We start from the raw sequence: 22,335 nt of genomic DNA on the forward strand, positions 1-22,335 counted from the left end.
GACCTAGACTGGAGCCGTGAGCAAACCGGTGATTCCGAACGTCCTGGCCGCGCGCTACGCGAGCGCCGAGATGGCCATGCTGTGGTCGGCCGAGCACAAGATCGTGCTGGAGCGGCGGCTCTGGCTTGCGGTGCTGCGCGCGCAGGCCGACCTCGGCGTGCCGGTGCCGGACGGCGCGGTCGAGGCGTACGAGCGGGTCGTCGACCAGGTCGACCTCGCCTCGATCGCGGCGCGTGAACGGATCACCCGGCATGACGTGAAGGCGCGGATCGAGGAGTTCAACGCGCTCGCCGGCCAGCAGCAGGTGCACAAGGGGATGACCAGCCGCGACCTCACCGAAAACGTCGAGCAGCTGCAGATCGTCAGCGCGCTCAGGCTGGTACGCGGCCGGATGCTCGCGGCGCTGGCGCGGCTGGCCGAGCTCGCCACGACCTACGCCGACACCGCGCTGACCGGCCGCAGCCACAACGTACCGGCGCAGGCGACGACCCTCGGCAAGCGTTTTTCCAACGCCGGCCAGGAACTGCTGGTCGCGCTGCAACGCGTCGACGAGCTGGTCGCGCGTTATCCGTTGCGTGGCATCAAAGGTCCGGTCGGCACCAGCGCCGACATGCTCCAGCTGCTCGGTTCGCCGGAGGCGGTCGACCGGCTGGAGGCGGCGGTCGCCAGGCACCTCGGTTTCGACGACGCGCTGATCAGCGTCGGGCAGGTCTATCCGCGTTCGCTGGATCTGGACGTGGTCAGCGCGCTCGCGCAGGCCGCCGCCGGTCCGTCGTCGCTGGCCACCACGATCCGCCTGATGGCCGGCAACGAGCTGGTCACCGAGGGGTTCAAGCCGGGCCAGGTCGGCTCGTCGGCGATGCCGCACAAGATGAACAGCCGCTCCTCCGAACGCATCAACGGATTCGCCAACATTCTGCGCGGACATGTCACGATGGTGGCGGCGCTGGCCGGAGACCAGTGGAACGAAGGCGATGTTTCCTGCTCGGTCGTACGCCGCGTGGCGCTGCCAGACGCGTTTTTCGCGCTGGACGGCATGTTCGAGACGTTCCTGACGGTGCTCGCCGAGTTCGGCGCGTTCCCGGCCGTCATCGACCGCGAGGTGCACCGCTATCTTCCGTTCCTGGCCACCACGAAACTGCTCGTCGCGGCGGTCGGCGCCGGAGTCGGCCGGGAGACCGCGCACGAGGTGATCAAGGAGCACGCGGTGGCGACCGCGCTGGCCATGCGCGAGCCTGGAGATCCGGGAGATATCGACGGCTCGGCGTTGCTCGACCGGCTGGCCGCCGACGGCCGGCTGAAGCTCACCGGCGAGCAGATCCGCGCGGCGATCGGCGAGCCGCTGTCGTTCACCGGGCTCGCCGGCCGGCAGGTCGCGGCTTTTGCCGACACGGTGGCCAAACTCGTCGCCGCCGACCCGGCCGCCGCGGCGTACCGGCCGGCCGACATCCTCTGATCTCGCGGTGGTCAGGAAAAGGTGAGGCCGAACTCGCGGCGGTTGACGAAGTTGTCGTAACCGTTGGCGGTGAAGGCCTTGATGATGCCGGTGTTGCTGGAGTCGCAGTCACCGACGATCGTTTTTTCGCCCGCAGCCGCGAGAATCGCCGTGCCGCGAGCGACGATCGCGGTCGCGTAACCCTTCCGGCGATGCGCCGGTGTGACGCCGACGTGGCCGATGACCGCCATCGTCGCGTTACGCGCCGGCATGCTGACGCCGACCGGATCGCCGGCCTGGTCGAATCCGATCTCGTACCACTCGGCGGCGTGGTCGAAGCCCATCATGAGATCGAAGATCTTCTCGCCGGCACCGCGTAATCCGCCGGCGTCGGTCATCGCCGCCAGCTCGCTGTCCGCGCTGCCTTCCATGGTCGCGGCCAGGATGTCCACATAGGACTCGCGGCCGATCTCCGGCAGCGTACGGAAAACCAGCCGGTCGTCCGGCACCGGCACGGCTTTTTCGGCGGTCCAGCGCCATCGCATGCCGTCGCGCAGCAGGCCAAAGCCGGCGGCCAGGAATGCCGCCTCGCGCTCGGCCGGATGAGACATGAAACGCGGCGCCGACCGCGGCGTGTCGATCGCGTACGTCAGCTCGCCGGCACCGAGGTCACGCGCTCGGCCACTGACCGCGGCGACCACCTCGGCGGCCAGCGCCGGATCGTGCCACGGCGCCTCGATCAGCACGATCGAGGCCGGCGTCTCGCCACCGGGAAATGCCGAGAGGGCGGCGCTGCCGACCGGCGTGCCGTCGCGCTCGGCGAGCATGCACCAGTCGAGCGTCGTGCTGCCTTTGCGCAGCAGATCATCGAAATAGCCGCGAATGGTGACCGCTTCCGCGCCGTCGCCGGTCGCGCTGACCAACGACGTCTCGTCCGGGCCAATGCTGCGCAAACTGATCAAACGTGCTCCTCGATAGACGGTGTCGCCAGCCAAGCAGCGGCGATGCGCGGCGGTCAATCCAATAACGCCTATGATCTACAGACCGTGACCTCGCCAGCGACCCGTACGCCGCCTCGTGCCGCGGTCATTCTCGGTGGCCTGGCCGCGACGGTCATCGTGCTCGCCGGACTGTACGCCGCGTCCTGGCTGTTCGCGCCGCTGTTCCTGTCTCTGGTCATCGTCATCGCGATCAGTCCGGTGGCCAGCTGGCTGCGCCGGCATTCGGTGCCGTCGTGGATCGCCTCCACCGTCCTGATTCTCATGGCGTACGCGATCATCCTGGCCCTGGTCGCGGTGCTCGCGGTCTCGATCGCGCAGCTGGCCGCACTGCTGCCGTCGTACGTCGGCAGGGCCAACGAGCTGATCAACGAGCTTTCCTCGACCCTGGCGCGGTTCGGCGTGACACCCGACCAGATCCGTACGGCGGTGAGCGGCATCGACATCGGCAGTGTGCTGAGCTATGTCGGCACACTGCTGGCGACCGCGACCAACGTCGGCTCCAACCTGGTTTTCCTGCTGTCACTGCTGTTCTTCGTCAGCCTGGAGACCTCGAGCATGAGTGCCAGGCGAACGGCGCTCACCCTCGACCGGCCGGTGGTGGCCGACGTGATCACCACTTTTCTGCGCGACACGCGCAGATATCTCATCGTCAACACCATTTTCGGCGCGGCGGTGGCGATCCTGGACACCATCGCGCTGGTGTTCCTGGGGATTCCGCTGCCGCTGGTGTGGGGCCTGGTCTCCTTCCTGACCAACTACATCCCCAACATCGGACCGTTCCTGGCGATCGTGCCGCCGGCGCTGCTCGCGTTGCTGACCGGCGGCTGGCAGCTGATGGTCGTGGTGATCGGCGTCTATCTGGTCATCAACTTCATCCTGCAGACCGTCGTACAACCGCGCGTCGTCGGTGACGCGATCGGGCTGTCGCCACTGGTGACATTCCTGTCGGTCGTGCTGTGGGGTTGGGTCCTGGGACCGATCGGCGCGCTGATGGCGGTGCCGATGACCCTGCTCTGCAAGGCACTTTTCGTCGACCTGGACCCGAAAGCGTCGTGGGTGCGCGCGATGCTGGCCAGCGAGCAGGCGCTCAGCGCCCCAGGAACCGATCCGCCACGTACAGACAAAGACAGGGTTTAGGGCTCTTGCTCGCCGCTGTGGAGCCGGTCGGCCTCCTGGAAAACCTTGGAGATCAGTTGGCCCTAGAGTCATTGGCGCGGGCCTCTCCGGCGTTACGGCGTGATCGGGGTCGCTTCCGGTAGGCGGTCGCTGTCCGGTAGCGTTATGTAATGACAACGACGTCTTCCCGGCAGTCACAGCGTCCGACTGCCGACGACATCCGCACGGCGCCGAAAGTGCTGTTGCACGACCATCTCGATGGTGGCTTGCGGCCGGCCACGGTCGCCGAACTGGCTCGCGAACACGGCTACACCGACCTGCCGACCGAGGACGTCGGCCAGCTGCGGCGATGGTTTCGCGACGCGGCCGACTCCGGTTCGCTCGAGCGTTACCTGGACACCTTCAGCCACACCGTCGGCGTGATGCAGACGCCGGACGCGCTCGCCAGGGTCGCCAGCGAATGCGTCGAGGACCTCGCCGAGGACGGCGTCGTCTACGCCGAGGTGCGTTTCGCGCCGGAGCTGCACGTGGAGAAGGGGCTCGCGCTGACCGAGGTCGTCGAGGCCGTACTCGCCGGCTTCGAGGACGGCACCGCGCGCGCGGCGGCCGCCGGCCGGCAGATCCGGGTCGGCGCGCTGCTCACCGCGATGCGGCATGCCGCGCGGTCGTTGGAGATCGCGCAGCTGGCCATCGCCTTCCGCGACAACGGCGTCGTGGGTTTCGACATCGCCGGCGCCGAGGCCGGTTTCCCGCCGACCCGGCACCTGGACGCGTTCCAGCACATCCAGCGCGAAAACGGCCACTTCACCATCCACGCCGGTGAGGCCTTCGGCCTGCCGAGCATCTGGGAGGCGCTGCAGTGGTGCGGAGCCGACCGGCTCGGCCACGGCGTACGCATCGTCGACGACATCACCCCCGGCGCCGCCGGCGGCGCCAACGGCGCCCGGCTCGGCCGGCTGGCCGCGTACGTCCGCGACAAGCGCATCCCGCTGGAGATGGCGCCGTCGTCCAACCTGCAGACTGGCGCGGTGTCGTCGATCGGCGAGCACCCGATCGGCCTGCTGCGCGACCTGTATTTCCGGGTCACCGTCAACACCGACAACCGGCTGATGAGTGACACGTCGATGACCAAGGAGATGGCGCTGCTGGTGGACGCGTTCCACTACGGGTGGCGTGATCTGCAGTGGTTCACCGTCAACGCGATGAAGAGCGCGTTCATCCCGTTCGACGAGCGGCTGGCGATCATCAACGACGTGATCAAGCCCGGCTACGCCAAGCTGATGAACGAATCCTGAGACCAGCCCTGGTTATTTGACCCTTCAACCACCGCGTCGACGCAATCGGAATCCGATTGCGTCGTCTGCGGTGGAGTCGCGGTGACTGGGGTGGCGCTATTCGGACGGGATCATGATCCACAGGATGATGTAGACGACGAACTGGGGACCCGGCAGCAGGCATGAGAGTACGAACAGCGTGCGTACCAGCCCCGCCGGCATCCCGAACCGGTCGCCGAGGCCCGAACACACCCCACCGATCCACCGACGGTCGCGAGGTCTGCGAAGCGTTGACATGACTCCACGCTATTCAGGCCGGCCGCTGGCGGCCTCGGCGCCGGGGATGATCCCGACCGGTAGTGGTCTTAGGGGTTTTCACTGACTCCCACTCCGGCTTGGTAGCTTTTTTACAAAGGAGCACACCAGCAGAGGAGAAAGTCGCGTGACCGAACAACCCCTCGGCCTGGACGGCCGCACCTTCGCGGCCGAGGCGGTACGGCAGATCCAGCGGCTCGCCGACACCCAGTGGGACGCCATCACCGAGGCCGCCGAGATCGTCGCCAAGGTCGTACGCGCCGACGGCGTCATCCACGCGTTCGGCACCGGCCACTCGGAGGCCACCGCGATGGAGATCGCCGGCCGCGCGGGTGGGCTCGTCGGCACCAACAAGGTGTCGCTGCGCGACCTGGTGTTCGTCGGTGGCGTCGACCCCGACGCCGATCCACACCTGGAGCGCGACCCGCAGACCGGCCGCCGGCTCTTCGAGATCACGCCGACCAGTCCGCAGGACGCGGTGGTGGTCATCTCCAACTCCGGCGGCAACGGCTCGATCGTCGAGTTCGCGATCGCGGTCAAGGAGGCCGGCCTGCCGCTGATCGCGATCACCTCGCTGGCACACTCCAGCGGCATCACCTCGCGCCATCCGAGCGGCAAGCGGCTGTTCGAGCTCGCCGACGTGCTGATCGACAACGGCGCACCGTACGGCGACGCGATCCTCGACCTGCCAGGTGGCGGCAAGGCGGCCGGCATCTCGTCGGTCACGTCGGCCACCGCGGCCGAGATGATCAACGCCGAGGCGCTCGCGCGGCTGGTCCAGGACGGCGGTACGCCGCCGGTCTATCTGTCCGCCAACATTCCGGACGCCGACGAGCACAACCACAAGCTGGAGGACCACTACGCCGGCCGCATCCGGCGTGGACCGTTCTAACCTGCCTTATGGAGCCGATCGTCGTCGGTGTGGATGCCGGCGGGACCAACACGCGCGCGATGGCCGCAACGCTCGACGGCGATGTCATAGGCACTGCGGTGAGCACTGCCGGCAATCCGGTCGCCGTAGGACTCGACGTGGCGGCGAAGGCCATCCTCGACAGTGTCATACGCGCACTCGGCGAGACGCCCTTGGCGGCCGTACGCACCGTACTCGTCGGCGGCGCGGGCGGCGGCTCGGAGGAGTTTGACCAGGCGGTCCGCGACCGGCTGGTAGCCAGTGGCGTACGTGCCGAGTCGTTCGTCGGTCCGGACCTGGAGGCGGCTTTCGGCAGTGGTACGCCGGAGCCCGATGGCTATGCCATGATCGCCGGCACCGGTTCGACCACCGGTCGCATCGAGGGACACCGGATGGTGCAGTCGGTCGGTGGCTCCGGCTGGCTGCTCGGCGACGAAGGCGCCGGCTTCTGGCTCGGCCGCGAGGCCGTACGCGCCGCGCTCGAGGTCTGTGACCAGATCGGTCCGGCGACCGGACTCACCGACCGCGTCGTCGAGGCCTTCGGCGGCGCGTACGACCGCGAGGCGATCATCGCAGAGGTCTATCGCCGGCCGCCGATCTGGCTGGCCAGCCTGGCGCCGCTGGTCACCGAGGCGTCCGACTCGGTCGCACAGTCCATTATGGACAGAGCCGCGGACGCTTTGGCTCAGCTGCTGGGGTCCTTGCGTCCGGTGCCGGGAAAGCCGGTCGTGCTGACCGGCGGAGTGGTCGGTCCGGCGTCGCCGATCGGAGGGTTGCTGGACGCGCGGCTGCGTACGCTCGGCCTCGACCCCGTGGTCGTGCGCAACGGCCTGGCCGGCGCCACCTGGCTGGCCATCCTGCAGCACCGCCCGGACGCCGGCCCCGGCGTACACGCTCGCCTGGTCGCGCGCGTCTGACGTCCGCATGGCCACCATGCGTGCGTCGAACGCACGCGTGGTGGCCATGCGACCACGGTGCTACTTGCGGGAGCGGCGCTTCCTGGCGGCCGGCTTCTCAGCCTCGGCCGCGTCCTTGGTGTCGTCGTCCTTGGTGTCGTCGTCCTCGGACGCGGTCTCGCTGGTCTCGTCGGAGTCTGTGGTCTCGTCGGTGTCGGTCGTGTCGGCTTCGGCGGACTCGTCGTCCTCGTCCTCGTCGTCCTCGGGGATCTCGCCGTGCCACTCGACCACCGCGTCGACCTTGCTGATCAGGCTGCGCCAGGCGATCGCGGCCCGCTCCGGGCTGATCTTGCGCATCTTGCGCCTGGCCAGGAAGCCGTTGGCGCGCAGCGCCTCGTCGAGGTCGTCGAGCGGCGAGCCCGGCGCGAGCGCGGTGAGTACGTCGTCGAGCTGGCAGGCGAAGGCGATGTCGCGGGTCACCTCGCCGGCACCGATCAGCAGGTCCTGGTCCCACGCGTCGTGGCCGCCACGCAGGTTCTGCACCACCAGGTCCAGGCCGTACTCGTCCTCCTCGTCGACGACCACCCGCTCGACGGTCAGCGACTCGGCCATCTCCGCGTACGTCTCCAGCTCGCGCAGGTCGTGCTCGGCGTCGCTCTTCACATACTCGACCAGGTCCTCGGCGCTGCGGAACATCTGCAGCTTCTGGTCGTGCGCGAGGAAGACGGCCTCCTCGGCCTCCTCGTCGTCCTCGTCGGTGACCGTACGGTAGTGCCGCAGCGTGAAGCCGGTGCCGGACGGGAAGGAGATCTCGACCGGATCGATCTCGGCCTTCTCCCAGAAATCGTCGATCTCGTCGGTCCGCTCGGACTCGTCGTCCTCGTCAGCGGACTCCGCGCTGTCGTCAGCGTCCTTCTCAGCCGAGTCGTCGGAGTCCTTCTCGGCGCTGTCGTCCTTCTCGGCCGACTCGTCAGCGTCGTCCTTGTCGGACTCGTCCTTGTCGGAGTCCTCCGCGGCGTCTGAGTCCTTCCCAGCGGAGTCCTTGTCGTCCGCGTCGGCCGCTGGCTCAGCTTCAGCGGGCTCGGCCTCGGTCTCCGCGTCGGCCTTCTCCTCGGCCTCCGTGTCCGGCTCGGCCGGGGTGGTGTCGTCCACTTCGGGCACCTCTTCGGCGATGGTGTCCTCAGAGGTGTCCTTGCCGGCCTTCCCCCGCTTCTTCCAGAAAGCCACGGAACCCCTCCGCTGGTAGACGACAGTCGATGCGCCGAGCGTATCGGCCCGACCGTACGAGCCGACCGGTGGGCCGCCAACACGCGTGCGCAGCGGGACGCGGGGTGACCCCTCAATTAGACATAGACTCCGCCTTATGACTACGGTGACGAGCCCACTCGCCGAGGTCGCCGCCTCGGCGGCGTCGCTGCGGCGGTTTCTGCGCGGCCTGCCTGGCGTCGACCAGGTCGGCGCCGAGCAGCGCGCGGCGATGCTGGCCAGCCGGTCGATCAAGACCGACAGCAAGCGGCAGGCCATCGATCTGGCGATCCGGATGATCGACCTGACCACGCTGGAGGGCCAGGACACGCCAGGCAAGGTGCGCTCGCTGTGCGCGAAGGCCAGGCATCCCGACCCGAGTGACCCGACCTGTCCACAGGTCGCCGCGATCTGCGTCTATCCCGACCTGGTGCCGGTCGCGGTCGCCGAGCTGCGCGGCTCTGGCATCCACACCGCGAGCGTCGCGTCCGGCTTCCCCTCCGGCCGCACGTCGCTGGAAGTGAAGCTCGAGGACACCAGGAACGCGGTCGCGGCTGGCGCCGACGAGGTCGACATGGTGATCGACCGCGGTGCGTTCCTGGCCGGCGACTATCTCAAGGTGTACGAGCAGATCGCGGCGATCAAGCAGGCCGCCGGCACTGCTCATCTCAAGGTGATCCTGGAGACCGGCGAGCTGGCCACCTACGACAACGTACGCCGCGCGTCCTGGCTGGCGATGTTGGCCGGCGGCGACTTCATCAAGACCTCGACCGGCAAGGTGGCGCCGGCCGCGACACTGCCGGTCACCATGATCATGCTGGAGGCCGTACGCGATTTCCGCGCCGCCACGGGAAAACAGATCGGCGTGAAGCCGGCCGGCGGCATCCGTACGGCCAAGGACGCGATCCGCTATCTGGTCACCGTCAACGAGTCCGCCGGTCCGGACTGGCTCGAGCCCGACTGGTTCCGGTTCGGCGCTTCCAGCCTGCTCAACGATCTTTTGTTGCAGCGCCAGCGAATGGCGACCGGTCACTACTCCGGTCCCGACTATGTGACGGTGGACTGACATGCGATTCGACTACGCTCCGGCGCCGGAGTCGACGGCGATCGTCGACATCAGGCCGTCGTACGGCCTTTTCATCAACGGCGAGTTCACCGGCGGCAAGGACGGCTCGGTCTTCAAGACAGTCAACCCGGCCACCGAGGAGGTGCTGGCCGAGATCACCGCGGCCGGGCCGTCCGATGTGGACAGTGCGGTGAAGGCGGCGCGCGTGGCCTACGACAAGGTCTGGTCGCGGCTCAAGCCGGCCGAGCGCGGCAAATATCTGTTCCGCATCGCGCGCATCATCGCCGAGCGGTCGCGCGAGTTGGCCGTGCTGGAGTCGATCGACAACGGCAAGCCGATCCGGGAGTCGCGTGACGTCGACATCCCACTGGTCTCTGCACACTTCTTCTATTACGCCGGCTGGGCCGACAAGCTGTCGTACGCCGGCTTCGGTCCGGACCCGAAGCCACTCGGCGTCGCCGCGCAGGTCATCCCGTGGAACTTCCCGCTTCTCATGCTGGCGTGGAAAATCGCGCCGGCACTCGCGTGCGGCAACACGGTCGTGCTGAAACCGGCGGAAACCACGCCACTGACCGCGCTGGCTTTCGCGGAGATCTGCCAGCAGGCCGATCTGCCGCCGGGTGTCGTCAACATCGTGACCGGCGCCGGCGACACCGGTCGTACGCTGGTCGAGCACGCCGGCGTCGACAAGGTCGCCTTCACCGGCTCGACCGAGGTCGGCAAGGCGATCGCCCGTTCGGTCGCCGGCACGCCGAAGAAAGTCACGCTTGAGCTCGGTGGCAAGGCGGCCAACATCGTCTTCGACGACGCGCCGGTCGACCAGGCGGTGGAGGGGATCGTCAACGGCATCTTCTTCAACCAGGGTCACGTCTGCTGCGCCGGATCTCGGTTGCTGGTGCAGGAAAACGCGTACGACGAGGTGCTCGACTCGTTGAAACGGCGGCTCACCACGCTGCGCGTCGGCGATCCGCTCGACAAGAACACCGATGTCGGCGCCATCAACTCGGCGGCACAGCTGGAAAAGATCCGCGAGCTGTCGCAGGTCGGCGAGAGCGAAGGCGCTCAGCGCTGGTCGCCGCCCTGCGAGCTGCCAGACCGCGGTTTCTGGTTCGCGCCGACGCTGTTCACCGACGTGACGCAGGCGCACCGGATCGCGCGCGAGGAGATTTTCGGCCCGGTGCTGTCGATCCTCACCTTCCGCACGCCGGCCGAGGCGGTCGAGAAGGCCAACAACACGCCATACGGCCTGTCCGCCGGCGTGTGGACCGAGAAAGGCAGCCGGATCCTGTCGATGGCCAACAAACTTCGCGCCGGGGTGGTGTGGGCCAACACGTTCAACAAGTTCGACCCGACCTCGCCGTTCGGCGGCTACAAGGAATCCGGTTATGGTCGCGAGGGCGGCCGGCACGGTCTGGAGGCTTACCTCAATGTCTGACCGGTTGGCCGTACGCAAGACATACAAGCTCTACGTGGGTGGGAAATTTCCGCGCAGTGAGTCGGGCCGGAGCTACGTCGTGACTGACCACAAAGGACGGTTCGCCGCCAACGCCGCACTCGGCTCGCGCAAGGACGCCCGCGACGCCGTTTTGGCCGCACGCAAGGCCGTCGCCGGTTGGTCCGGCGCGACCGCGTACAACCGCGGCCAGGTGCTCTATCGCGTCGCCGAGATGCTGGAAGGCCGCCGCGCGCAGTTCGTCGAGGACGTCGTGACGGCCGAAGGCATCGCGCGGTCGAAGGCGGAGTCCACTGTGGACGCCGCGATCGACCGGTGGGTCTGGTATGCCGGCTGGACCGACAAGATCGCGCAGATCGTCGGCGGCGCCAACCCGGTCGCCGGACCGTTCTTCAACCTGTCGACACCGGAAGCGACCGGAGTCGTCGCGATCCTGGCGCCGCAGTCGTCGTCTTTGCTCGGCCTGGTCAGCGTTCTCGCGCCGGCGATCACCACGGGCAACGCCGTTGTGCTGGTGGCCAGCGAAAACCGACCACTGCCGGCGATCACGTTGGCCGAGGTGCTGGCGACCTCCGACGTGCCAGGCGGTGTCGTCAACGTCCTCACCGGTCGTACGGCCGAAATCGCGCCATGGCTGGCGTCGCACGCCGACGTGAACGCGATCGACCTCACCGGCGCGCCAGCGGAACTGGCCGTCGATCTGGAGGTTTCCGCCGCCGACACGCTGAAACGCGTCGTACGCCGGCCGTCCGCCGAGCCGGACTGGACGGCCGAGCCAGGCATCGACCGGCTGACCACCTTCCTGGAGACGAAAACCGTCTGGCATCCGATCGGCGTTTAGGATCCGAAACAGGCCCTAACAGCGGTCACGCAAGATGGCGACGCCGTCGCCTTCGAGGTCGTCGCAGAAAACTTCGCGTCCGGTCATCGCCATGATCAGCGCGATGGTCGGACCGGACACCAGCGGCCCGGAGCCGGTGGCGAAAGGACCGTCGGTCGCGGTGAGCTGGAGGCCGCGAATGCGTCCCTCGGCGAGCACGACCTGGTCGGAACCGCGGTAATAGTGGGCAAGCCGCGTCAGCGTGTCGATCGGATAGTCGCGGCGGATGCCGAGCGGCCGGCGGATGTCCTCGCCGTGCACGATCGTCTCGCCGAGCATCGCCATGACCGGCAGCGGCGGCATGGTGGTGCTGGTGATCACGCGCCGAAAACGCGCCAGCGTGTCGGCCGGTGATGTGCCGAGCTGTTCGGCGAGCCGCATTGCCACCTGTTTGTCGAAGTCGAACCGGCAGCGGATCACGCCGGCGATCCACCGCAGCGGCGTGAGACCGGCCGCCGAGGCGAGGTGCGCGAGCACTTCGCGTACGGTGAATTTTTCGCAAAGCGACCGTGTCGACCACTGCTCGTCGGTCAGCTCGGCCAGGTCGGCGGCCAGCGCGGCGCGCTCGGCGTGGATCAATGACCAGGTCATTTCGGTACGTCCCCTGTCGCATCGGCATCGCTCGTCAACGGTAGGACCGTGCGGATGCGGCAGAATCGTCGGTTGTGGACGAAGATCTCGAACTGGCACGCGACGGCGACGAGGCCGCCTTCACCCGGCTGGTGGAGCCGTTGCGTCGCGAGCTGCACGCGCACTGCTATCGGATGCTTGGTTCGAGCCACGATGCCGACGACGCGTTGCAGGACACGCTTTTGCGCGCTTGGCGGGGATTCGCGCGTTTCGAAGGCCGCAGTGCCGTGCGATCGTGGTTCTACACGGTGGCGACTCGGGTTTGTCTCGACGCGGTCGCCGCGCGCGGCCGGCGCGCGTTGCCGGTCGATCTTGGCCCGTCCAGCGAGGCGGCGGTGGTGGACGACGCGCCGCTGACGGAGGTCGCCTGGCTCGGTCCCTATCCGGACGCCGGCCTGGAGGCCGAGCAGCGCGAGGCCGTCGAGCTGGCCTTCGTCGCCGCTTTGCAACACCTGCCGGGAAACCAGCGCGCCGCCCTGCTGCTTTTCGAGGTGCTCGGTTTCTCGGCGGCGGAAATCGCGGGAATCATGAAGACGTCGACCGCGTCTGTGAACTCCGCTCTTGCCCGCGCACGCAGGGTCGTCGCGGAGAAGGCGCCTTCGCTTACGCAGCAACAAAACTCGCGTGAGATCGGTGACACCCGGATGCGTGCGGTCGTCGCCACGTTCAGCGCCGCGTTGGAGCGCGGCGACGCGGATGCGTTGGTGGCTCTGCTCACCGAGGATGTCACGTGGTCGATGCCGCCGCTGCCGCACTGGTACGGCGGCCGGCAGGCGGTCATGGACTTCGCCGTACGCGTGCCGCTGACCGCCTGTGGAGCCTGGCGGGTGCGGCCGGCCGGCGTGAACGGACAGCCGGCGGTTTGTTGCTATCTCCGGAAAAGTCCGGGCGGCGCGTACGATGCCTGGTCGGTCAACGTGCTGACGCTCCGCGACGACCGGATCGCCGCGATCACGTCCTTCCTGGAACCGAGCTATTTCCCCGACTTCGGGCTGCCGGCCGCGGTTTCCTGAGCCTGTGCCGCCGCATCGACCAGCGTACGCGCCAACTCGGCTGGATGGACCAGCGCTTTGAGGTGGCTGCTCCGGATCGCGCGTACGTCGAACGGATTGTCCGGCGTGAGCCGGTCGGCCTCCGCGATGAACCTGTCCTGCAGCGCGATCGGCACGTCTTTGTCTTCGGTGAGCCGCACGTACGTCCGCGGGATGCGTCCCCAGGTGCCGGCCTGGGCGCGGTCGTCGGCGCCACCAACGTCCAGGTTTTCGTCCGTGTCCATGACATTGATGAACGCCCGCACCTCGTCGTCGGTGCCGTCGGCGAACAATGCCGCTCGCAGCGCCGAAATCTCGTCAGGGCCGGCGGCGCGCCAGTTGATCCGGATCGCACCGATCTCGGCCGGATCCGCGGCGGCCAACGACATCACGCCGACCAGCGGATTGGGGCCGTGTTCCGGCTCCTGCTCGTACTCGCGTGGGGTGAGATCGACACAACACCATGCCGACACGTAGACGATCCGCGAAACCAGCTCGGGGACGGCGTTGCCGACACCGGTGATCGTGAGCCCGCCGCGGCTGTGACCGACCAGGACCACCGGCCCGTGTGCGGCGACCTGGCGGACGGTTTCCACGACGTGGCCGACATTGTCGGCCAGCCGTACGTCTGCCAGCGGCGAGGCGACGGTCGCGAGCACGGCCGGATCCTGCGGCACCTGATATGCCGCCGGTATGGCCGGCGGAAAACCGTGTCCCGGCAGGTCAACGGCGAGCGAACGGTGGCCGAGCAGTGCCAGCTCGCGTTGCAACGGCAGCCAACTGGCGGAATTGCAGAAAGCGCCGTGCACAAGGACAAAAATCGGTGTCATGCCGCCGATCCTATCCGTCGTGTTTCTCGGTCCGTACGGCCCGGAATCCGCGCCGGCGATAGTCTCCAGCAGCCGTCGATTCTCAGTGGCGTCGTGCGAAAAGAATCGCTCCTGGCGTGGGCTTGTCGGGATCCAGCAGCAGTTGCGCCTCGATCTGGAAGCCGGCGTTTCGCAGCCAGTCTGCCACTTTCTCCGGCGGTCGGTGATGGACGTCGATCCTCATCGGATGGCCGCCATAGCCCTGGGTCTTGTGGCGCGTCTCGTCGCCGACGTGAAACCCGATCTGCAGTGCGCCACCCGCGCGCAACACTCGGTGGAAATGTTTCATGACGATCGGCACCTCGTCGTCGGGGACGTGAATCAACGACCACCACGAGATCAGGCCGGCAACCGAGCCGTCGGCGAGATCCAGGTCGGTCATCGAGCCAACCTCGAACCGCACGCCAGGATGTTCGCGTTGTGCTGTCCGGACCATGCCAGGGGACAGGTCGATGCCGAACGCGTCGACACCGAGGTCGCGCAGGTGAGCGGTGATGTGACCGGGACCGCACCCGACGTCGGCGACCGGGCCGCCACCGTCTGCCAGCACTTTTTCCGCGAACAACGCCAAAGCCGCGCGCAGGTATGGCCGGCTGGCCATGGCGTCGCGGAGCATGTCGGCATAGCTCTCCGCGACCGTGTCGTAGGAGTCCCTCGTGTCGGTCAGCCACATGCCGGAAAGCCTAGCCCGGGTGTTTCACGCACCCCGCATGAAACACCCGGGCTAGTCGCCGCAACGCCTCGTTACTGGCATCTGGCGCCAGTAACGAGGCGTTGCGGCAGAATGATGTCAGGACAGGGTGATGTCGTCGGCGTAGTACGTGCCGGTGCCATACCAGCCGTGCAGATAGACGGTGACCGAGCCGGCCGAGCCGCTGTTGAACGACACGGTCAGCTGTTGCCACGCGCCGCCGGTGGTGGCCCAGGTGGACGCGCCTGCGGTGATGCCGAGATAGGTGTTGCTGCCGTTCACCCAGCCCTTCAGCGTGTACGCGGTGTTCGGCTGGACGGTGATGGTTTGCGTACACTGCGCGGTGTCGCTGCTGGTCGGCGTCGCGGACAGCGCGTACGTGCCGCTGTGCTTCGTCGTGTTTTGTACGCCGCCACCTGAACAGGTCCACGGCGACAGGCTGCCGCTCTCGAAGTTTCCGTTGGACAGCACGGTAACCGGCGGCGTCGGACTCGAGGTTGGACTGACGGTCGGACTCGGCGACGGACTGCCGGTCGGTGTTGGTGTCGGACTCTGCGTCGGCGGCGCCGAGCAGTTCGACGGCGCCGATCCGTTGGTCGCGGTCACCGCCGCGTTGAACAGCGTGGTCGCCGGATCCAGGTCATAGAGCGAGAACATCATCGTCCCACCCATTCCGTTGCAGTGCAGGTAATCCGCCTTCGCCTGGATCGACTGCTTGCTCTCGCCCGACCAGAAATTCGTGCCGTCGTAGAAATACGAGGCCTTCGCCGCGTCGTCCCAGTAGGTGACACTCGGATTGTCCACCACACCGGAAAGTTCCTTGTACATCCGGATGCCGGCGACGTTTCCGGAGTTGGGCGCGCCGGGCGCCGGACCGGACGCCGGTTGGAACAGGCCGTGGTTGCCGCCGGCCGCCACGCCGGTCCAGCCGCGGTAATAGAACGGCACTCCCATGTTGAGCTTGGCGGCCGGAAAACCGCCGGGAATGCCATATTGCGCGTCGCCGGCCGTGTACGCCTTGATCGCCTCGTCGATCGAGTATTTGGCGTTGCCTGGCGGCACCGGCGTCATCGGGTCGTTCGGTCCGGAATAGATCGGCGACTGGTGGTTGGTCGGACCGGTCGCCTCCCAGCCGCCGTGCATGTCGTAGGTCATGACATCGGCGAACGTGAGATATTGCCCGATCTTGTCGGTCTCCACGTTCCTGATTTTGTCCTGCCCGGCCGACACGGCCGCGGTCAGCGCGTACGTTTTGCCGTCAGCGGCGCCTTGTGCGTTGAGCTGCGAGCGAAACTCGGCCAGCAGCAAGGTGAAGTCTTGCTTGTCCGCGGCACTGGCGTGATTGCCGAGGTGTCCGCCGCCACCGGGATATTCCCAGTCGATGTCGAAGCCGTCGAACAGCCCCTTGGCCGTGCCGTCACCGCCATAGCCGCCCTGTGCCGGCAGGTTTCCCTTGATGAACATGGAAATGCACGACGACACGAGCTTCTTGCGCGAGGCGTCGGTGGCGGCGGCGTCGGAGAAGAACTTCGAATACGTCCAGCCGCCGAGCGACATCAGGATCTTCAGGTGCGGATATTTCTTCTTCAGCTTGAGCAGCTGGTTGAAGTTGCCGGCGATCGGCTGGTTCCACACGTCGCCGACACCATCGACGCTGATGTCCGCACCGAAGGACTTCTGGTAGTCGGCGAACGCGTCGCCGGCTCCGTCACCGGCGTTCGGGTCGTTTTCGTCCTGCGACGCCGCTTTGGTCGCCTCGAAACAGGTCAGGTCGGTCGGATGGACGTTGGCGAAGTCGTACAACAGATAGTCGAGCTTGCCGGCGATCCCTTGTGTGTCGAGGTTTTTCGGATAGAACGCGTTCTGGTAGATCGACCACTGGTCGAAGTAGGCGACCTTGATGCCGCCGTTGGTCGCCGGCGCTCCGGTGGTGTTGGCGGTCGCTGGTTTCGCGCTGCCCAAGACGATCGTCGTGATGGCCAGCAGCGCGGCGGCGCCAAACGCTGCCGTCGCGATGGCCATGCGTTTGTGCGTACGCATTTTCCGACCTCCTCTTCTCAGCAGGTGCCGTCGTCGGCCCAGACACCGGCGGGACCGCCTGGCGTGTCACCGTAGGTCCACCATTTCGCGTGCCATTTGTGGCCGTTGTACGAAACGATCGCTCCGCCGTTGTATGCGGTGGTCGCGCTCCAGGCCGCCGCGGTGCAGGTGCCGCCAGGCGGCTGCGAGGTCGGCGGTGCCGTCGTCGGTGGCGTGGTCGGAGGTGTGGCACCGGCGAACTGCGTCGAGAATTTGGTGAAGTCCCAGGGATTCTGCGTGACGCTGCTGCAGACACCGGAGGTCTGGCCGTTGTTGTCCGGCGGGTTGCACTGCCGGTCGCGGTTGACTGACCAGAAGGTGAAGCGTGCCAGGCCGTGGCCGGTGGCGTAGCTCAGTACGGACTGGAAATCGGCCTGCCGGAAGTACTCGCCGGTGTCGGACCGGCCGTTCATCAGCGACACACCTTCGTGCGCGTACGCGAAAGTGCTGTCCCAGCCCAGGTGCGACATGAGCAGGCCGTGGAAGTTTTCCGCCGCGGAGATCTGGTCGGCGGCGCCGTTGAAGCCGCCGTCGAACGGCATGATCGAGAAATTGTCCGGCGTGAACGCCAGACCCTTGGCCTTGTCCAGCAGTTGGGTGCCAAACCAGCCGGTCCCGGCCGCGGTGGCCGGCATCGTCACCGAGACGTAAAGGCCGGGGTTGTTGCGCTGCAGGATTTGTGCGGCGCCAAGCTCGTTGTTGACCGCCGCGTCGTTCTCGTACTCCGGCTCCTCCAGGTCGAAGTCGATCGCGTGCAGGCCGTATTTCGTGATCACCTGCTGGTACGCGGAGGCCGTCGCCGCCGGTGTGCCGCAGGTCTGGCCGAGCTTCGTGCCGCCGTATCCACCGATCGACACCGAAACATCTCCGCCTTTGCCGCGGATCGTGCTGATCACCGCACCGGCCGCGGTGTCGGTGGAAATCGGCGAGTTTCCATCCCACGACGGCGTGCAGCCGCCGGAGTCGAGGATGAACGCCAGCTGGAAAGCCTTCTGGCCGGTGGCGTCCATCACCGCGGCGACATCCGGCGGACTGTTGTCCTCCGGCATCACGTACGGCGCGGACGCATACCAGTTGCTGGTGAGCGCGGCGCTGGCCGGCTGGCCGAGGATGACGAGCGCGGTCGCGGCTAACGCGGCGGCCGAGCCCACGGCAGCAGTTTTCCATGCACGCATGGGCTGCTCCTTTGCGGTGGTCGAAGGGTCAGGACGAGTGGCCGCAGGAGTTGTCACAACCTGTTAAGACTGGATATGACAGGTCATACGATCGCACCGATGGCCCTGGTAGAGAAGGGTTCGCATGCTTGAATGGCCGGATCCGGCCAATCGGCCTGTCGCGGTGTCGTCAATCCTGGTGACGACGCGGCGGCATGGTGACTGTCACGATGCCGGCATGAGATTCGAGTCGAAGGTCATCCTCGTCACCGGCGGCAGTTCCGGAGCCGGAAAGGCGATCGTCGAGCGGTTGGCGTCCGAGGGCGCCGCCGTCGTGATCGGCGCTCGTCGCAAGGAAGCCGGCGACGCGCTCGCCGAGCGAATCCGTTCTGGCGGCGGAAAAGCCGTGTTCGTACCGGCCGACGTGACCGTCGAGGCCGACGCGCAGGCCCTGGTACGCGCCGCGATGGACGAGTTCGGACGGCTCGACGGCGCGGTCAACAATGCCGGCGGGGTCGAGGCGATGGGTCCGATCCCCGGCATCTCCGAGCGGGCCTGGCGCGCCGAGCTCGACCTGAACCTGACCAGTGTGTTTTTCGGCCTGAAACACCAGATCCCGGCCATCACGGCGTCCGGCGGCGGTGCGGTCGTCAACAACGCGTCGAGCCTTGCGGTCGTCGGCGCCGGCGGCATGGGTGCCTACACGGCGGCAAAACACGGTGTGGTCGGCCTGACGAAGGTGGCGGCGTTGGAGTCGGCGCCGTCGGTACGCGTCAACGCCATGATCACCCACGCCATCGACACGCCACTTTTCCGTGGCATGGCAGGCGGAAACGAGGAGGTCATCGCGCAGGTCGCGTCGACCATCCCGGCGCGGCGGCTCTGCGAACCGGCCGAGGTCGCGGCACTCGCGGCGTTTTTGCTGAGCGAAGAGGCGCCTTTCGCCACCGGTGCGGCGATTGCTGTCGACGGCGGCTACACCGCGGCCTGACGCAACCACATCTCGCGGGTGATCTCATACTCGACCTCGCCCTGCTCGGTCCCGGGCAGCGGGTCCTCGAAAACGGGGTAGTAGGTGCGTACGTATCGCATGCCGACGGCCTCCATCACGCCCCGCGATCCGGCGTTGACCGCCATCGTCTGCGCGATCACCCGCTGCTGGCCGACCGTGTCGAACGCGTGCCGCAGCAACTCCCGCGAGGCCTCGCTTGCCAAGCCCTGCCGCCAAAACCGCCGTACCAGCCGATAACCCAGGTCGCAGACGGCCGGATCGTCCGGCTGGTCGGGGCCGTGCGCCGGCGGCAGCATCATCAGCCCGACGAACTCGTCGTCCTCGGACTGGCCGCGAAACGCCATCCAGTAACCAAGGCCATCGACCTTGCCGGCCAGCTCCAACCGCCGCGCGTGCGACTCGGCGACCTCGTCCCTGGTCAGCGCCTGTCCGCCGAGATAGCGCTGCACTTCCGGATCGGAGTCGAGCTCGACCTGCAGCCCGAGATGCCGGTCCTCCAGCGGGACGAGAAGCAGGCGCTTGGTGCGCAGGATCGGTTGAGGCACCCGTCGACAATCACATGTCATCGGCGCGAGCGCGACCGAATTTTGCTACGGTGGCTGTCATGCGAACCAGTTGACGGCCTTCATCCGACCTGTGTTCGCCTTTCACGACGGGATTTCCCCGCATGTCAACCGAGCGTGTGCTCGCCTTCGTCAACCGCCGCCACCGTAGGGACTATCGCCTCGTCGGCAAGCTGCCTGGCGGCTTCCAGTCCGGCGCCTACCGGATCCGCGACGCCTCCGGCGGCGCCGTACTCAAGTGGACAACCAAAAAGTCGTGGGCCGGCCGCGTCGTCGGCGCCGCTCCGGTCGTCGCCGCGGCACGGTCCGCCGGGCTGGCCTGGTCAGCGAAGGGCTCGTCGCGGCGCTGCTTCCTCTCATCGAGCTGCAGGCCGGCCTGGCGCCGGATACCCACGCAAAGGTAAACGCGATCCTCGACGTGGAGTCGATCGGTCGCGGCAGCCGTTTCGTGGATGTGGCGAATCTGTTCATGCATTGCTGTTTCTGGGACAGTGAGCCTGGCGCCGCACGACTGCTGCTCGACTATGCCCGGTCGGCCGAGGCCGGTGAGTTCGAGGTTTCGCTGGCGATGTGCATGATCGACAACCTCAGCTTCCAGATCGAAAACGACCCGGCCGCCGCCGACGGGCTGCTGCGGATCGCGGCCACCATCCCCGATCGGTTATAGCGTGAGTGCGTCGGCGATCGCTTCGGCCAGCGGAAGGCCGAGGTCGATCGCGAAGCCGTCCCACCGTGCGCGCGGATCCACACCAGTGAACACCCAGCCGGTGGAGGTGATGGTGAAATGCAAGGCACAGAAGGAAAGGCCGGAACGCATCAGATACTGCCGAGCGCCAGCCGCGACGCCGGCGGGGATGTCGTCGAGCGCGACGTACCGCTCGCCGGACAGGCTGACGCCCGAACATCGTGCCGACGCGGAGGCCGTACAGGTCGGCGAGGTGGCCGTTGGTGGTCAGTATCGCCTGTACGGTGGGAAAACCGCAGCTGGCCGCGACCGCGAGCTGGCGCACCCTGTTGTGCGCCTCGACGGCGGCGGGATGGTTCATCCAACGGTACGCGCGCGACTCCAGGACGCCTTGGATGCCGGCCCGCAACTGCCGCTGGTCGAACCGCGCCTGTCTCGTGCCGGGGACGAGTGGTTCGTAGCTGTGGAAAAACACCGCCGTGATGTCCTCGACCGGCACGCCGTTCATCTCACCGTGCGGCGGCCGTCGAAGCCACTCGCTGAGCAACACGACGAACGGACCGGTCACGACCAGGTCAGGCACGGGCCGGAGACCCAGCCGCTGCCTGGCCAGGTCGCGATCCAACGCGGCCCTTCTTCGTAGTCCTCGTTGTCCGGGTCGGTGCTCAGATCCGCCACCAACTCCTCGACCTTGTCGGCGGTTTTCAACGACCAGCGCGCGATGAGACTCGTCGGCACGCCGATCCGGGACGCGCGATAGATCGCCATCATCTGCTCGATTTCCACGTCCTCCAGCACTCTGCTCAGCTCGCGGATGCGCCGCTCGAGACGATCGCGCTCGGTTGGTGGGGAGGCTGCCGAGTTGTCCGATTTGCTCATACCCGTAGAGTGACAGCATCAGAACGCGCCGTCAATATGATGCGTAGAAGTTACGCGTAACTTTCTGGAGGTTGTCGAAGTGCCCAAAGTGATCGGTCCCACCATCCCGCGCTGGCGGCTCGGTGAGGAGCTGGAGAAATTTCGCAAGCGCGCCGGCAAGACCTTCGACGACGCGATGACCGCGCTCGGCTGCTCGGAGTCGAAGGTCCGCAAGATCGAGGCCGGCGACGTGGGGATGAACCGCGGCGAGCTGATCCTGCTCTTCGACCTGTACGGCATCGATGACGCCGCGGTCCGTGAGCAGCTGCTTGAGCTGCAGAAACTCGGGAAGCAGCGGAGCTGGTGGTCGCAGTACGGCAGCGTACCGGCGCAGTTTGGCACCTTCCTCAGCTTCGAGTCCGCCGCCACCGCGATGCGTATCTACGAACCTCTGATGATCCACGGTCTTGTGCAGACCGAGTCGTACGCACGTGCGCTTACTGAGTCCATCGACGTGGACCCGACGCCCGAACATGTCGATCATCAAACCCGCATCCGGATGGCGCGTCAGGAACGTGTGTTGTCGGGCGACGAGATACCGAAGGTCTGGACAATTCTCGATGAGTGCGCGTTGGATCGGCCAGTTGGCGGCGCGGAAGTGATGAAAGAGCAGCTGAACCACCTCGCCGACATCGCGAAGCAGGTCAATCTGCAGATCCTCCCGCGTTCGCACGGCGGCCATGCCGGTCTTTACGGCGCTTTCACACTTTTCGGATTCGACGAGAACATCCACTCGCCAGTCGTCTATGTCGAGAGTCAAGCCGGCAATCTCTACCTGGAGAAGGAGGCCGATCTCCAGCGTTGCGGCGCGGCGTACGAACAGCTTCAAGCGGCTGCGCTGAGCACGAGGGAATCCGTTAAACTTCTGAGGAGTCTCATCGAAAAGATGGGATAGCCGACCTCAGGGGGAGCATCCCGCGATGAAAAGCGACCTGACCGGCGCAACTTGGCGAAAAAGTTCGCGATCCGGCAGCAACGGCGGATGTGTCGAGGTCGCCGCGCTGACCAGCGCCATCGCCGTACGCGACTCGAAGGACCCGTCCGGTCCGGCGCTGTTCTTCGAGCGTACGGCCTGGTTGACGTTCGCCGGTTTTGTGACAAACCGGGACTGA

The 22,335-nt window shown here is 67.0% G+C and carries 25 protein-coding genes; 14 read left to right on the forward strand and 11 right to left on the reverse strand.

Annotation, left to right across the window (positions count from 1 at the left end; translation table 11 throughout):
- The first annotated feature begins 16 nt into the window (after positions 1-16).
- Positions 17-1,456 (forward strand): adenylosuccinate lyase, encoded by a 1,440-nt coding sequence (gene purB / locus GNX95_RS18835; protein ID WP_163508715.1) that lies wholly within the window; start codon positions 17-19, stop codon positions 1,454-1,456.
- 11 nt (positions 1,457-1,467) lie between these two features.
- Here the strand turns inward: purB and GNX95_RS18840 are convergent, their stop codons facing one another.
- A complete protein-coding gene (locus tag GNX95_RS18840; protein ID WP_163508716.1) occupies positions 1,468-2,397 on the reverse strand; it encodes a GNAT family N-acetyltransferase in 930 nt (309 codons plus the stop codon).
- A gap of 84 nt (positions 2,398-2,481) precedes the next feature.
- Here GNX95_RS18840 and GNX95_RS18845 point away from each other — a divergent pair, with 84 nt between their 5' ends.
- Together GNX95_RS18845 and GNX95_RS18850 are read left to right on the forward strand one after the other, a co-directional pair.
- The gene (locus GNX95_RS18845) at positions 2,482-3,573 is read left to right on the forward strand and encodes an AI-2E family transporter (protein WP_222853746.1); all 1,092 of its coding nucleotides are present in this window, start codon (positions 2,482-2,484) and stop codon (positions 3,571-3,573) included.
- 149 nt (positions 3,574-3,722) lie between these two features.
- The gene (locus GNX95_RS18850) at positions 3,723-4,847 is read left to right on the forward strand and encodes an adenosine deaminase (RefSeq protein WP_163508718.1); all 1,125 of its coding nucleotides are present in this window, start codon (positions 3,723-3,725) and stop codon (positions 4,845-4,847) included.
- Between the two features lie 96 nt (positions 4,848-4,943).
- Here GNX95_RS18850 and GNX95_RS18855 read toward each other — a convergent pair whose 3' ends face one another.
- The gene (locus GNX95_RS18855) at positions 4,944-5,123 is read right to left on the reverse strand and encodes a PspC domain-containing protein (RefSeq protein WP_163508719.1); all 180 of its coding nucleotides are present in this window, start codon (positions 5,121-5,123) and stop codon (positions 4,944-4,946) included.
- A 145-nt stretch (positions 5,124-5,268) separates the two neighbouring features.
- On the opposite strand from GNX95_RS18855, the gene GNX95_RS18860 reads away from it, so the two are divergent.
- Both GNX95_RS18860 and GNX95_RS18865 read left to right on the forward strand, forming a co-directional pair.
- Entirely contained in the window at positions 5,269-6,033 is a 765-nt protein-coding gene (locus tag GNX95_RS18860) for a sugar isomerase domain-containing protein (protein ID WP_222853747.1), read from the forward strand.
- Between the two features lie 8 nt (positions 6,034-6,041).
- The gene (locus GNX95_RS18865; RefSeq protein ID WP_163508720.1) at positions 6,042-6,968 is read left to right on the forward strand and encodes an N-acetylglucosamine kinase; all 927 of its coding nucleotides are present in this window, start codon (positions 6,042-6,044) and stop codon (positions 6,966-6,968) included.
- Between the two features lie 60 nt (positions 6,969-7,028).
- Here the strand turns inward: GNX95_RS18865 and GNX95_RS42555 are convergent, their stop codons facing one another.
- Positions 7,029-8,174, reverse strand: coding sequence for a hypothetical protein (locus GNX95_RS42555; RefSeq protein ID WP_222853748.1), 1,146 nt, complete (start codon positions 8,172-8,174; stop codon positions 7,029-7,031).
- Between the two features lie 136 nt (positions 8,175-8,310).
- Between GNX95_RS42555 and deoC the strand changes: the two genes are divergently transcribed.
- From deoC to GNX95_RS18885, 3 genes are read left to right on the forward strand one after another with little or no spacing between them, the layout of a single operon-like run.
- Complete coding sequence (gene deoC / locus GNX95_RS18875) at positions 8,311-9,258, forward strand: deoxyribose-phosphate aldolase (RefSeq protein WP_163508721.1); 948 nt, start codon at positions 8,311-8,313, stop codon at positions 9,256-9,258.
- A gap of 1 nt (position 9,259) precedes the next feature.
- Positions 9,260-10,693: an aldehyde dehydrogenase family protein gene (locus GNX95_RS18880; RefSeq protein WP_163508722.1), complete on the forward strand. Its 1,434-nt coding sequence runs from the start codon at positions 9,260-9,262 to the stop codon at positions 10,691-10,693.
- Entirely contained in the window at positions 10,686-11,552 is an 867-nt protein-coding gene (locus GNX95_RS18885; protein WP_163508723.1) for an aldehyde dehydrogenase family protein, read from the forward strand. The genes GNX95_RS18880 and GNX95_RS18885 overlap by 8 nt, the downstream gene beginning before the upstream one ends.
- A 15-nt stretch (positions 11,553-11,567) precedes the next feature.
- On the opposite strand, the gene GNX95_RS18890 is transcribed toward GNX95_RS18885, so the two are convergent.
- Positions 11,568-12,182: a maleylpyruvate isomerase family mycothiol-dependent enzyme gene (locus tag GNX95_RS18890; protein ID WP_163508724.1), complete on the reverse strand. Its 615-nt coding sequence runs from the start codon at positions 12,180-12,182 to the stop codon at positions 11,568-11,570.
- Positions 12,183-12,256: 74 nt separating this feature from the next.
- Here GNX95_RS18890 and GNX95_RS18895 point away from each other — a divergent pair, with 74 nt between their 5' ends.
- Complete coding sequence (locus GNX95_RS18895) at positions 12,257-13,234, forward strand: sigma-70 family RNA polymerase sigma factor (RefSeq protein WP_163508725.1); 978 nt, start codon at positions 12,257-12,259, stop codon at positions 13,232-13,234.
- On the opposite strand, the gene GNX95_RS18900 is transcribed toward GNX95_RS18895, so the two are convergent.
- From GNX95_RS18900 to GNX95_RS18915, 4 genes are all read right to left on the reverse strand, one after another.
- Complete coding sequence (locus tag GNX95_RS18900; RefSeq protein ID WP_163508726.1) at positions 13,195-14,082, reverse strand: alpha/beta hydrolase; 888 nt, start codon at positions 14,080-14,082, stop codon at positions 13,195-13,197. The genes GNX95_RS18895 and GNX95_RS18900 overlap by 40 nt on opposite strands.
- A gap of 82 nt (positions 14,083-14,164) precedes the next feature.
- Complete coding sequence (locus tag GNX95_RS18905) at positions 14,165-14,794, reverse strand: class I SAM-dependent DNA methyltransferase (RefSeq protein ID WP_163508727.1); 630 nt, start codon at positions 14,792-14,794, stop codon at positions 14,165-14,167.
- A gap of 117 nt (positions 14,795-14,911) precedes the next feature.
- Positions 14,912-16,852, reverse strand: a complete 1,941-nt coding sequence (locus GNX95_RS18910; RefSeq protein ID WP_163508728.1) for a glycosyl hydrolase family 18 protein — start codon at positions 16,850-16,852, stop codon at positions 14,912-14,914.
- A 17-nt stretch (positions 16,853-16,869) separates the two neighbouring features.
- Positions 16,870-18,066 carry a chitinase gene (locus GNX95_RS18915; protein ID WP_163508729.1) on the reverse strand — a complete coding sequence of 399 codons (1,197 nt, stop codon included), beginning with the start codon at positions 18,064-18,066 and terminating at the stop codon, positions 16,870-16,872.
- A gap of 217 nt (positions 18,067-18,283) precedes the next feature.
- On the opposite strand from GNX95_RS18915, the gene GNX95_RS18920 reads away from it, so the two are divergent.
- Complete coding sequence (locus GNX95_RS18920) at positions 18,284-19,036, forward strand: SDR family NAD(P)-dependent oxidoreductase (protein WP_163508730.1); 753 nt, start codon at positions 18,284-18,286, stop codon at positions 19,034-19,036.
- Here GNX95_RS18920 and GNX95_RS18925 read toward each other — a convergent pair.
- Entirely contained in the window at positions 19,021-19,602 is a 582-nt protein-coding gene (locus tag GNX95_RS18925) for a GNAT family N-acetyltransferase (protein WP_163508731.1), read from the reverse strand. The genes GNX95_RS18920 and GNX95_RS18925 overlap by 16 nt on opposite strands.
- Before the next feature lie 122 nt (positions 19,603-19,724).
- On the opposite strand from GNX95_RS18925, the gene GNX95_RS18930 reads away from it, so the two are divergent.
- Positions 19,725-20,024, forward strand: a complete 300-nt coding sequence (locus GNX95_RS18930) for a hypothetical protein (protein WP_163508732.1) — start codon at positions 19,725-19,727, stop codon at positions 20,022-20,024.
- 14 nt (positions 20,025-20,038) lie between these two features.
- Positions 20,039-20,287 (forward strand): hypothetical protein, encoded by a 249-nt coding sequence (locus GNX95_RS18935; RefSeq protein WP_163508733.1) that lies wholly within the window; start codon positions 20,039-20,041, stop codon positions 20,285-20,287.
- Here the strand turns inward: GNX95_RS18935 and GNX95_RS18940 are convergent.
- Both GNX95_RS18940 and GNX95_RS18945 read right to left on the reverse strand, forming a co-directional pair.
- Positions 20,282-20,437 carry a hypothetical protein gene (locus GNX95_RS18940; RefSeq protein ID WP_163508734.1) on the reverse strand — a complete coding sequence of 52 codons (156 nt, stop codon included), beginning with the start codon at positions 20,435-20,437 and terminating at the stop codon, positions 20,282-20,284. The two genes, GNX95_RS18935 and GNX95_RS18940, sit on opposite strands and share 6 nt — an antisense overlap.
- A 432-nt stretch (positions 20,438-20,869) precedes the next feature.
- The gene (locus tag GNX95_RS18945; protein WP_163508735.1) at positions 20,870-21,184 is read right to left on the reverse strand and encodes a hypothetical protein; all 315 of its coding nucleotides are present in this window, start codon (positions 21,182-21,184) and stop codon (positions 20,870-20,872) included.
- A 79-nt stretch (positions 21,185-21,263) separates the two neighbouring features.
- Between GNX95_RS18945 and GNX95_RS18950 the strand changes: the two genes are divergently transcribed.
- Together GNX95_RS18950 and GNX95_RS18955 are read left to right on the forward strand one after the other, a co-directional pair.
- On the forward strand, positions 21,264-22,118 hold the full coding sequence (locus tag GNX95_RS18950) for a helix-turn-helix domain-containing protein (protein ID WP_163508736.1): 855 nt from the start codon (positions 21,264-21,266) through the stop codon (positions 22,116-22,118).
- A gap of 25 nt (positions 22,119-22,143) precedes the next feature.
- Complete coding sequence (locus GNX95_RS18955) at positions 22,144-22,335, forward strand: DUF397 domain-containing protein (RefSeq protein WP_163508737.1); 192 nt, start codon at positions 22,144-22,146, stop codon at positions 22,333-22,335.

Origin of the sequence: Fodinicola acaciae, assembly GCF_010993745.1 — a bacterium.
Classification (GTDB): Bacteria; Actinomycetota; Actinomycetes; order Mycobacteriales; family HKI-0501; genus Fodinicola; species Fodinicola acaciae.